Origin of the sequence: Butyrivibrio sp. MB2005 (assembly GCF_000424285.1) — a bacterium.
Taxonomy (GTDB): Bacteria; Bacillota; Clostridia; order Lachnospirales; family Lachnospiraceae; genus Butyrivibrio.
This window is the reverse complement of sequence record NZ_AUJP01000019.1, coordinates 1-11,329: the sequence shown is the minus strand read 5'-3', so window position 1 is coordinate 11,329 and position 11,329 is coordinate 1. Positions and strand designations below refer to the sequence as shown.

The following is an 11,329-nucleotide window of genomic DNA, read 5'->3' as shown; positions in this document are numbered from 1 at the left end:
CACTTTTGTTTACGGAAAATGAAATTTTTTATTCAAAACTCGTACTTGACAATACCATTTTTCCGTATCTCGTTTCCATAAAAACCTGCTAACAAATGTCAATAGCGAAACGGCATATTTTTAAGTGTTTTCAATTTCACCATTTTTAAGTATCACAAAAAGAACCCATCAAACAAATTTTTCATTTATTTGATAGGTTCTATTATTTATTACTTTATATAGAAGATATCAGGATATTTCCGCCAGCTTCATCTTCTGTTTTGCCACGTACATTCTGGCATCTGCCCGCTTGAATACAGCCTCTGCATTCTGATCGGTACCTGGCTCATATTTAACCATGCCTTTTGCAATATTTATCTTTTCCCATTCGTTCTTAGTACGTTTATTATGTTTCTCTGCTTCAACATCAAAATCGCGCATCAGCTTGTAGCAATTCTCATAATCATCACCCTGAAGAATAACGACAAACTCATCTCCACCTACTCTGAATACAGGACTTCCCTTGAAAATCCTACAGGTAAGCTTGCAGGCATTTTTCAGATAGATGTTGCCTTTCTCATGCCCATAGGTATCATTTATCTTCTTCAGATTATTGGCATCCATTACTACAATGCCATACTCCTTATCGCCCTCCATCTCATCAAGCTTGGCTACAGCTTCATCATAGGCTGTCTTATTTTTTACACCTGTAAGTGAATCATGAAAAGCCAGAGAATTGAGGTCATCTATATGATGCTTTAGATGATGCACCATTTTTTCGAGGACATGGGTAAGTGCTCCTACCTCATCCTTGGTCTCTTTAGGGAAGGTAACTTCAAGCTCGCCTTCATTGATCTTCTTGGCAACCTCAGCAAGCTCCTTAAGGGGCTCAGTAATTCTTCTTGAAACCATAAGAGTTACGAAGAAGAAAATGAAAAGTACTAATATAGTAGAAATGATAACCTGTCTTACAAGCTTGTTGCTGACAGCATTTATCTCTTTGGTGGGCGCTGTGATCATAAGCCTCATTCCGTTGGCCAAAGTCGTATATGCCATCTGCTTCTGAACATTATGGAAATAGTAGGTCATAAGTTCTTCGCCGTTACTCTCTGCATCAAAGGTCAGGCCTTCGCTGACATCCATCTCGCTCATGAGCGTGCCTTTTTCATAGTTGGGATTATAGTACGCCGTCCCCTTATCGTCTGCCAGGCTGCCGTATCCCGTCTCATAGCATTTAACGTTCTTAACATCCTCTACAATCCCAGAGAAGTCAATATCCACGCCGGCTTCGCCTATCAGGATATCCCCATAATAAAGAGGGATAATATGTGAAATAATCTCTCTGTCAGAAACCGGATCATAAAAAGGATCTATCCATGTGGGCTCTCCTGTTTCAAGAGGCTCATACCACCACGCTATTGAATCTTTATCTCCATTTTCAATAGCAGCTATCATTATGGGCTCTTCGGGAGAAAAAGTCCTTGTATCTTCATCAAACACATAATACAGACCGCCTTCGGATTCAATGATGGCCGGGTTGTAAACAACATAATATGCAATTGTACCGGAAACATTAGCCGCGACATTTGCAAAGATATTTCCAAGCTGTACAGTGTAACTGTCTCTGTAGTCCGCATCACTTGCCAGCTTTTCTACGGAAAAAAGGCGCTCCTCAGCGTAATCAGCAAGAATACTTACCGCTTCTTCAGCGTCGTAAAGTGTCCTGTTGATTGCTGTCGCTTCCTTTGCACAGGTCAGATTCAGAATTTGAGCAGAATCGTACTCACCCACCTGTATCAGATTAAAAACCGCCGACGTGCCTACAACAATAGCGACAATCACTATCGCCACCGTAGTAAGCAGCATTATTTTTTGCTGAATAGATTTCATTTTGCCCTCATTTTGCTACTATCTGTTATGAATAATCCAAAAACTATGAGCATTATAAGAAAAAGAATCCCATAGATAAGAATTTCTACAGAGGTATCCGGCGTGTTACCTTTAATTACGGTATTTCCTGCGCCATCTGCAAGAGGTGTCCCCTCATCCTCGATAACCACTTCCTGACTACTGTCTGTATTAACAGCTATCTCCTTACCCGTAGCCCTGTCGCGCCTTGCGCCAAGGACGTTCTCCTTGGTGTAACTGACTCTGAGAGTCCCGGGTCTTGTCACTACATTTACAAACTGATCCGTAACATTAAGGCCGTTTGGATCATATATTATATAGTCAGTAACAATATTGTTATCTTCTGTATTATCTTCAGGATATGTAACGCTTCCCTCAGCAACTGCTTTATATGTATAACCCTCAGGCAACCCCTGAGCGGTTACGTCTATCTGTTCTCTTAGCGGCGTACCATCATACAATTTCTCTGCACTGGGGGCTGTAAATATCACCATCTCCGTATGTTTTTCCACTGCCCGTACATGAAGCGTATGACTCATACTTTGCCCGAAGAACGCAAAAACTACACATGCCGTGATAGCCATGCGAACAAGCGTAGTAATTACGTTCTTCAAACTATTATTTTCCATCTCCCCATCACCTAAATAAGAATAAAGAGTCGCTTGCGACTCTTTCGCGCACGAGCGGATTGCAAAGCAATAAATACATTTCCGCGAGTTGCGCATAATTGTATTTTATCTCGCAAAGATAAAATACATATTAACTGCTCTTATATTATAATCTGCCAAGATGATAGATTGTTTACGGAAAATGAACAGTTTTGTTCAAAACTCGTACTTGACAATTCAGATTTTTGTGCTCTTGCCCAAATTTTCCGCATGAAATATAATATATTTAATAAAGGAGCGATACTTTCTTATGAGCGAATCTAACACATTAAAAATAGCGGTCTGCGACGATGAACAGGCTCAGCGCAGACAACTTCAGTTTTTGGTCGACAAAATTCTTCCAGGTTCTCAGGTCGACCTTTTTGAATCAGGAGAAGCATTCATTAATGCATTTCGTCCCGGAATATATGATCTTATTTTCATGGATATATTGATGCCCGGAATGGGCGGAGTTGATGCTACTACCAAGATTAGAGCCATCGACGCTTCAGTTCCCATCGCATTTGCTACCTCCAGTCGCGACTATGCAATGGAGGGATATAAAAACAGAGTCATCCGATATCTTATGAAGCCCTTTGATCCCACGGAGGTATCAGAGGTTTTGACCCTTGCCCAGCAGATGAAGGGCGGACAGGGCGGTGTCACTGTGCGTATTAACGGCAAGGACATGACCTTTTCCTATGAAAAGATATGTTATGTGGAGCAGAATACCCACACTATTTTCATGCACATGGCCAACGGAGCGGTGCTTCAGTTCACCGGCAAGCTTGACGATATCGAAGCACAGACTCCTGATGACACTTTCATGCGGACTCACAAGAGCTTTCTTGTTAACATCGCTCATGTAAAGAGCGTGGATAAGGATTTGCAAATGTTTGTCATGAAGGACGGCGATACTGTTCACATTCGCCGCGAGAGTATGCGCGAAGCTGCAAGACTTCTGGCAGATTATGCCATGAATTCCTTAAGCTAAATCACATACTTTCATTAATCATCTGAATAAGAATATCCACAAGAGCCGGATCGAACTGAACTCCCTTGTTTCGCTCCAGCTCTTTTATTATGCGGGTAGGCGGCATAACAGGCGCATAGGGGCGCTCACTTGTCATGGCATCATAGGCATCTGCTATTCCGATTATGCGGGCTTCAATGGGTATCTCATCTCCCACAAGTCCGTCAGGATAGCCTGTTCCGTCATATCTCTCGTGATGCCATCTGGCACCTGTAGCAAGGCCGGGAAGCTCTGATACGTTTCTTAGAATCTCGTAGCCGATTACAGGGTGCTGCCTTACTATCTCAGACTCATCCTCTGTGAGACTGTCAGGCTTTCTTAAGATTTTCTCGGGGATAATAAGTTTTCCTATATCATGCACAAGGGCCATGGAATAAATATCCTTAAGCTCCTCATCGCTTTTACCAAAACGCCTTGCGATCTCAGTTGCGTATTTGGCAACTCGCATGGAACGTCCATTGCCGCTTACTTCCCTTGCATCCACAGTATTTGCCAGAGCGAGAAGTATCTGGAGCGACAGGTTTTTCTGCTCTGCCTGGTCTCTTGCAGATAGTGCAATCTCAGGAATTGCAGAATCCTGCGGCAGTGCGGGAGCAGAACTCTGGTTTTTATACTCATCAAGGCCGCTTCTAAGCTTTTCTGAAAGCTCATCAAAATGGATCTTAAGCTGTCCGTGATCTGAATCAACAGCCTCAGTCCTTCCTTCTTTTATGGCATTTTCAAGAGCAAGAGCCTCATCAGCCAGGGCATTGGCACCGATGGTTCTGGCAGTACTCTTAAGGGCATGAACGGAGATCAGGTAATTATCATAATCCTTTTCATTGCAGAATCCTTCAAGTTCATCACCTTTACCGCTATCTACGAACATCTCAAGCTGTGAGAGATAGAATTCCTCATCATCCATGCAGTAATTAAGTCCCGCCTTGGTATCAAGATCAGTGAATATCTCAGCAAGGCTCCTCTTTTTAGCAGGCGGTGCTGCCGTTTCGAGCTCTCCCTTTTTCTCCTTATAAAACAGATGCTCAAGAGATACTCTCTGCTCGATCAGTTCAAGAGGCATTATATCCGCAAGAAGCTCATAAAGGGTGTTGGCAACAACAGGCTTTGTAAGGTATGCATCAAAACCAAGTTCCTTAAAGCGCTCCTCATCTCCGCGAAGGCCGCCTGCTGTCAGCATTACAACAGGAGATCCGGGGCAAAGCCTCTCTTCACGCATGATACTGAGGGTCTCAACGCCGTCCATAATAGGCATCATGTAGTCCATTATGATAAGGTCATAGTTCTTTTTCCTAAGCTTCATCAGAGCCTTTTGGCCGTCAGCTGCCGTATCTGTGATAACCTCGGTCTTTTTGAGGATCCTGAGAAGAAGGTCCACATTCATGGCATTATCATCCACCACAAGAACAGAAGCTTTAGGCATAATGGGCACCAGAACCTCGTCCGTATCATTATCGATAAGGGATGTGTACTCAAAAAGGCTCTTAATATCAACTTCCTCATCACCGCTCTGGGATATGAGACTTAAGAGGTTATTGAAAAATGCCAGCAGATTCTCTCCTGCGCTCTTTATCTTGGACGCATACTCGGAGGTTAGATTTTCTTTGGTATTTTCCAGGATGAAATTGTTAAAGCCAAGGATTGAGTTGATGGGAGTTCTGATCTCATGGGACATCTGAGAGAGGAACTCACTTTTTACATCATTTGCTTCCTCAGCTCTTCTCCTTGCTTCAAGGGCTTCCTTCTCAGCTTTTTCCAGCTTGGCGATGGTCTTTTCAAGTCTGTGAAAATCGGGAGTCTCCAATGTAAAAAACAGCATCAGCAGCGCCAGCGATGCCGCAAAAAAGGCAAGTGATGCTGATTTAAAGACGAAAATCTGAGCCATGTATACCGTTACAAGCACAACTGTGGAAATCGCCATACTTACAAGCTGCAGCATGGTATAGCTTGATTTGTTAACGGCCACAAACCCCGATGCCAGAATCAGATAGTACAGCGGAATAATGGCAGATGCCACATAGAAAAACATCCCATGAACATAGCCGCCTTCCACGGTATATGAAAAGACGTATCCTGTAAGAACATTTTGAAGAACCAGGAATACCTGCACAACAAATATGGCGAGATTTATCTTGTTAAAAGCAAGCTTTCTCGGATCAACATTTACACAGGCTATAACGTATTCCACATAGGATGCAGACGCCAGCGTGGATGATAATATATTCAGCGAGTGCAGCAGATAATGCGAAAAAACGGACAGCTGCGATCCCATTCCGATGGCTATGCAGGTCAGGGCATCAATAATAGTCGCGATTGTGAGATATGCCGCGAGTTTTCTGAACGCTTTGGTTGATTTCGATGAGTCCGTATAAATGAGATTAACAAATGCACATATTACAAGATCAAAAAATACAGCAGCAATCTCATATCTTGGATCGATTATCATCTTTTTCTTCCCCCGAAATTCATAATGAATACAATGATATGGCAGCTTTTAACATATAAAAGTCCACCGGTTTTTCGAGATAATTGGCAAAGCCTGTTTTTTCAAGGTATTCCTCCCCGGAAAAATCAGAGGAGCTTCCCATGGCAAGGGCAGGCGTTTTGGTGTTTATATCATCCAGTTCTCTTATGGCAGCCAAAAGTCCAAAGGCATCGCCATCCGGCATGCACTCATCAATGAGAATAAGACCAAACTTCTCCTGACTGCAGAGTTTTATGGCCTCCTCATGGCTACTTGCATATTCAAATGTTACGTCATCGATTTTTCCGGCAAGCCCCTTTAAATACATGGTCTCAACAACGGAATCATCCACCGCAAGGATTTTTTTACTCAACGCTCTCACCTATCATACGGATCTGATCTGCCAGTAGATTTTTCTCTGCAACAAAGGATCCGATTCTTTCTCTCATAAGTTCGAATTCACTCTTTTTAAGAAGAACTTCTAGCCTGTCCGCTTTTTTCACAAGACTCTCTGCTCCAAGGAAAACAGCACAGTCTCGCTGCTCTCTGATAAGAGCCCTGCATACCGTGTAATCGCCTTTTCTGATGGCTGCGGAAAGGTCACCCGACACATCGTTTTCAGCAAATGCCGTAAGGAGCTGTCTGTATAAAACTATGTCGTGAAGCAGATGATTTCTTGCATCCGCAACTCTGACAGTGGGAAGTTTTTCCTGCAGTGCTTCCCATTCGCTTATATCAGCTTCTTCGTCCCATCCGCTTTCAGGCATGGGAAGGAATCTCTTCAAAAGGTCCCTTATATTGCTCTCTGTAAAGGGCTTTGTAAGATAAGCAGCAAAGCCTTTCTTTAAATATTTCTCCTCTTCACCCGTTATGGCATTGGCTGTCAGCATGATTACTGGTGTATTCTCGCAAAGCTTTTCATCCCGAAGCTGTGAAAGAGCAGTTACGCCGTCCATTACAGGCATCAGATGATCCATGAAAATGAGATCGTAGTGAAATTTTCTTACCTGAAGGATAGCCTGCTTGCCGTTAGATGCAGTATCAACGGTAAAGCCCATGGGTCTCAGCATTCTGACCATCAGATCCACGTTCATCTCCGCATCGTCAACAACCAGAATCCTTATTCTGGATGCACCGCTTACAACCTTGTGGGATGAGGAACCCGTATCATCCAAAAATGACTGTTCATCAGTGCTCTCTATCAGCTCTGCCATGGAAGGAAGTCTTCTTGGAGATGAACTCTCATTTTCCTCTGATACGAAATTAAGGACGTTTTCAAAAAACACAAGAAGTCTCTTAGCAGATATTTTTACTCTCTGAGTGTACTCTCTGGTACTGTCCTCACCGGTGTCTGCCAGGATCAGGTTACTGTATCCCATAATGGCGTTAACGGGAGTCCTTATCTCGTTGGACATCTGTGCCAGGAATCTACTTTTTGCGCGGCTTGCTTCTGTTGCTCGTATACCGGAGGCTTCAAGCTCTCTCTTGGAAATGGACAATTCTTCCATGGTCCTCATAAGTTTAGAATAATCAGGGGTCTCCAAGGTCAGGAACATGGTAAACAGCGCTGCGGATCCTGCGAAGAAAGTAACCAACAGGTACTGATCCACCAGCATCTGGATTACATACAGCGCAAGAGTGAATGCGAAGGTAAATATCAGCGACAATTTCATGCCAAATGAGTATTTTTCACTGTGACTTAGGATATATATGCCGCCAAATACAATGAAGTACAGCGGATAAATATACACAACAATATTAAAAAACGCCCCGGGCACAAAATGTCTTGCAGCATCGTAGCTATAAACTGTGCCCGTAAAAAGATTCTGTATCAGAAGTACAAAATAGATAAGAAATGCCGTTCTGTTGATAACTGCGCCTCCGGTATTTCTCCACTCAAAGCCGGAATAAGCAGTTACATATTTTACAAACTGATATGATGCCCAGGTTGCCAAAACATAGTTCAGAGTGTTTACTACATACATAATGGCAGGATGAATTACGCCGTCATAGCCAATGCAAATTCCGGCGATAACATCCATTGTCGTTCCCAAAAGCACCAGAATTGAGAAAGCGCGGAACTCCCTGTTTATCTTGGTGTTGTCTCTATATTTGTACCAGAAAAACCCGCATAGGATCACGTCAAAGGGTATTGCTGATAACTCCAGAAAAATGTTATATTTCGTTGCCAATTTATTCTCCCGCTCCCAGTTCCTTGTTCTGTCTGCGTCTAAGTATCTCGGCAGCTTTCTCAACTCTTGAGTCTGCCTCTCTTGCTGACTTATTTCTGCTTGAATTATCGATGGTTTTTACCTTGTCTGCAGGAAGGTACTTTAATAGAACCTCCTCCAGTTCCTTATATAAAACGGGTTTTAGCAGATAGTCGGCAAAACCGCGCTTATCCTGCATCTCCTGAAGTGTTCCACCGGAAAGTGCGATACAGGGCGTGTTCCTGTTTATTCCGGCATGCTCGCCGCTTCTGTCATCACCCTTCTTATCCTTCTTCCATCTGTTTATCCTTTTGCTTTTGCTATCAGAATCCTTACCCCTTATAAGCCTTACCATCTCTTCGCCGTTCATCCCGGGCATTCTAAGATCTATGAAAATAATGTCATATTTTCTCTTATATGCAAGCTCAAGTCCTGTGGTAGCGCTAAGTGCTGAATCCACCTGCATTCTGGTATCTTTTAATAGTTCCTCCATAACAGAGAGGTTCAGATCCGCATCATCCACCACCAGAATCTTCACATTCGGTGCAAGAAACTTAGTGTTATATTTTTCTTTACTTACGATATTCTCGGCATAGAGCTGCTCGAAGTCACCGATTGGACTCATCTTCATAATTTCCTGCTTAATTGCAAAATGGAAATTACTGCCCTCGCCGTATACACTTTCAAGCTCAAGCTTAGAGCCCATAAGTCCGAGGATTTCCTTTACGATGGAAATACCAAGGCCTGTGCCCTCAACATATTTATTTTTCTCCTCCTCTATTCTCTCAAAGGGGCTATAGAGTCTGCCCATATCCTCATTTCTGATACCGATACCTGTATCTCTTACGGATATTTTCAAAAGCATCTGGCTGTTGCCGCGCTCACTGTTTTCATCAAGCATTTCATAGTCAACAGAAAAAGTAATCTCGCCTTCCTCCGTGTACTTAACAGCGTTGGTCAAAAGATTCATGATGCACTGCTTAAGTCTGTCACAGTCGCCGTAGAGGAATCTGGGAGTCTGCTCGTTTACATAGTTTTTAAGTTCAAGGCCTTTGGATGCCGCCCTTGGGCGGATCATCTCAGCCAGCTCTTCTATTACAGCACCAAGGTCGTACTCTGCGGGAAAAAGGCGCATTTTCCCTGCTTGTATTCTGGAATAATCAAGGGAATCATTTATTATGGACAAAAGAGTATTAGCAGCAGATCTGATACTGCTGGCATACTGTCTGAGGGCAGGATCGTTGTACTCACGAAGGATCAGCTCATCATAACCCATAATGGCATTGATGGGCGTTCTGATCTCATGCGCAACGCTGGCAAAATACTCCATCTTGCGTTCCGCTTCAAGCTCAGCATTTTCCTTTTCCTTGCGGAGCTGTTCATAATCCCGCATCCATTTCAGATTAAGTTTCATACCCTCACTCCATTTAGCAACTTTTAGAATTTATATACTCAAACTTCCCACTTGGGAATTGACAGTTGAACCTTGAAAACTCAATAAAAATGCCATCTAAAAAGGCGCAAGCCCAGTATTTGCGGTATAATTGAATTGACGAGAAACAAAAATACTAGCAAATAAGCGAGGTGCGCCATGTCTATTGTATCACATAACCTGAAAACTGACTATTCCGATGAAATGATTCAGAACAATGATCTAAATCGGTCAGTGGATTCCTTCATCTCTAAGTTTGAGGTTGTGAAACACCTTTACAGATGTGGCGCAGGCAAAGCCAGAGGCGTTGCAATAAGTGTCATCTTTACATATCTGCTTAAGCTTGTTTTTATGAACAAGAGCATGTATATGCAAATGCATCAGGGGAAGTTCACTGAGGCATTTTCCAAGAACGCAGTATATCGCTTTCTTGACAATCCAAAGGCCAACTGGCAGAAGTACACAATTGAGCTCTCTGCTGACATAATCAACAACATGCTCAGAGATCTTACCAGCAAGGAGCGTCGTGATGCTTTTGTTATTGATGACAGCCTGTTTGACAGGTCTCGTTCTAAGAATGTTGAGCTTTTATCACGAGTTTTTGATCACTGTGGCAAAGGTTATAAAAAAGGCTTCAGGCTCCTGACACTTGGTTGGTCAGATGGAGCAACTTTCCTTCCGATTGACTTCTGCCTGCTTAGTTCAACAAATGAAAAGAACCGTTTCAACTCAGCAAAAGACTTTGACCACAGAACATTGGCTTATCGCAGACGCGAGCAGTCTCAAACTAAATCTACAGATGTTGTTATGCAGCTTCTTGAAAATGCTGTAAAAGCAGGTCATAGTGCCAAGTATGTTCTGTTCGACAGTTGGTTCTCGGAACCGGTTAACATACAGCGAATCAAGAAGATGGGCCTTGATACCATTGCCATGATTAAGAAGAGTTCCAAAATCAATTATCTTGTTGGGGAAGAAAAGCTTAATGTAAAGCAGATCTACTCACGCAACAGAAAACGTCGCGGCCGCTCCAAATATCTTCTTTCTGTAGATGTGATGCTTGGAAAAGAAGATAAGGTACGTGGTCTTAACCCCATAGAGGCAAAGATTGTTTATGTAAGGAATCGATCCAACAGGAAGGACTGGCTTGCTATAATTTGCACTGACATGAGCCTTTCTGAAGAAGAGATCATTGCTCAATATGGAAAAAGATGGGCCATAGAGGTCTTCTTCAAGACATGCAAGAGTTATCTTCATCTTGTGAAGGAATATCGTGGTCTTTCATTTGATGCAATGTGTGGTCACATAGCTGTTGTTTTCACAAGATACATGATACTTGCGATTAACCGGAGATATTCTGATGACCAGCGTAGTCTCGGTGAGATATTCTTCTTCATGGTTGATGAGATTGCTGACATCACTTTCGATGATTCCATGCAGATCATATTTACTGCACTGTTTGAGGCTATATCAGTTGTGTTCCAGCCTACTGAAGCCAAGATGACTGAGTTCATCAATGCATTCCTCGGCGGGCTTCCCGATTATATGCAGAGCGCCCTTAGCCCCATGCAAGAGGCTCTGACTGCCTGATGTATATTTGACATGGCATCTTTATTGAGTTTTCAAGGGACTAATCCACTTTTACAAGTGGGAAGTTTGAGT

At 43.0% G+C, this 11,329-nt stretch carries 8 protein-coding genes; 2 read left to right on the top strand and 6 right to left on the bottom strand.

What is annotated here, in order from left to right; translation table 11 throughout:
- Positions 1 to 228 precede the first annotated feature (228 nt).
- Together G610_RS0111160 and G610_RS0111155 are read right to left on the bottom strand one after the other, a co-directional pair.
- Positions 229 to 1,869, bottom strand: coding sequence for a diguanylate cyclase (locus tag G610_RS0111160; protein WP_026524863.1), 1,641 nt, complete (start codon positions 1,867 to 1,869; stop codon positions 229 to 231).
- Positions 1,866 to 2,516 (bottom strand): hypothetical protein, encoded by a 651-nt coding sequence (locus G610_RS0111155; RefSeq protein WP_155831012.1) that lies wholly within the window; start codon positions 2,514 to 2,516, stop codon positions 1,866 to 1,868. Before G610_RS0111155 ends, G610_RS0111160 begins: the two co-directional genes overlap by 4 nt.
- A 289-nt stretch (positions 2,517 to 2,805) precedes the next feature.
- Between G610_RS0111155 and G610_RS0111150 the strand changes: the two genes are divergently transcribed.
- Entirely contained in the window at positions 2,806 to 3,528 is a 723-nt protein-coding gene (locus tag G610_RS0111150) for a LytR/AlgR family response regulator transcription factor (RefSeq protein WP_026524861.1), read from the top strand.
- 1 nt (position 3,529) lies between these two features.
- On the opposite strand, the gene G610_RS23760 is transcribed toward G610_RS0111150, so the two are convergent.
- Genes G610_RS23760 through G610_RS0111130 form a run of 4 tightly spaced genes read right to left on the bottom strand, consistent with a single transcriptional unit; the run spans position 3,530 to position 9,652 of the window.
- On the bottom strand, positions 3,530 to 6,010 hold the full coding sequence (locus tag G610_RS23760) for an HD domain-containing phosphohydrolase (protein ID WP_051197940.1): 2,481 nt from the start codon (positions 6,008 to 6,010) through the stop codon (positions 3,530 to 3,532).
- A gap of 19 nt (positions 6,011 to 6,029) precedes the next feature.
- Positions 6,030 to 6,401, bottom strand: a complete 372-nt coding sequence (locus tag G610_RS0111140) for a response regulator (RefSeq protein ID WP_026524860.1) — start codon at positions 6,399 to 6,401, stop codon at positions 6,030 to 6,032.
- Complete coding sequence (locus tag G610_RS0111135) at positions 6,394 to 8,220, bottom strand: response regulator (protein ID WP_026524859.1); 1,827 nt, start codon at positions 8,218 to 8,220, stop codon at positions 6,394 to 6,396. The genes G610_RS0111140 and G610_RS0111135 overlap by 8 nt, the downstream gene beginning before the upstream one ends.
- Before the next feature lies 1 nt (position 8,221).
- Positions 8,222 to 9,652, bottom strand: a complete 1,431-nt coding sequence (locus tag G610_RS0111130) for an ATP-binding response regulator (RefSeq protein ID WP_026524858.1) — start codon at positions 9,650 to 9,652, stop codon at positions 8,222 to 8,224.
- A 222-nt stretch (positions 9,653 to 9,874) separates the two neighbouring features.
- Here G610_RS0111130 and G610_RS0111125 point away from each other — a divergent pair, with 222 nt between their 5' ends.
- Complete coding sequence (locus G610_RS0111125; protein ID WP_026524857.1) at positions 9,875 to 11,257, top strand: IS4 family transposase; 1,383 nt, start codon at positions 9,875 to 9,877, stop codon at positions 11,255 to 11,257.
- Positions 11,258 to 11,329 lie beyond the last annotated feature (72 nt).

What these genes read in the sequence shown, in the direction of transcription:
- G610_RS0111160 (WP_026524863.1), bottom strand. Translation starts at nt 1,869, where the DNA reads ATGAAATCTATTCAGCAAAAAATAATGCTGCTTACTACGGTGGCGATA.
- G610_RS0111155 (WP_155831012.1), bottom strand. Translation starts at nt 2,516, where the DNA reads ATGGAAAATAATAGTTTGAAGAACGTAATTACTACGCTTGTTCGCATG.
- G610_RS0111150 (WP_026524861.1), top strand. Translation starts at nt 2,806, where the DNA reads ATGAGCGAATCTAACACATTAAAAATAGCGGTCTGCGACGATGAACAG.
- G610_RS23760 (WP_051197940.1), bottom strand. Translation starts at nt 6,010, where the DNA reads ATGATAATCGATCCAAGATATGAGATTGCTGCTGTATTTTTTGATCTT.
- G610_RS0111130 (WP_026524858.1), bottom strand. Translation starts at nt 9,652, where the DNA reads ATGAAACTTAATCTGAAATGGATGCGGGATTATGAACAGCTCCGCAAG.
- G610_RS0111125 (WP_026524857.1), top strand. Translation starts at nt 9,875, where the DNA reads ATGATTCAGAACAATGATCTAAATCGGTCAGTGGATTCCTTCATCTCT.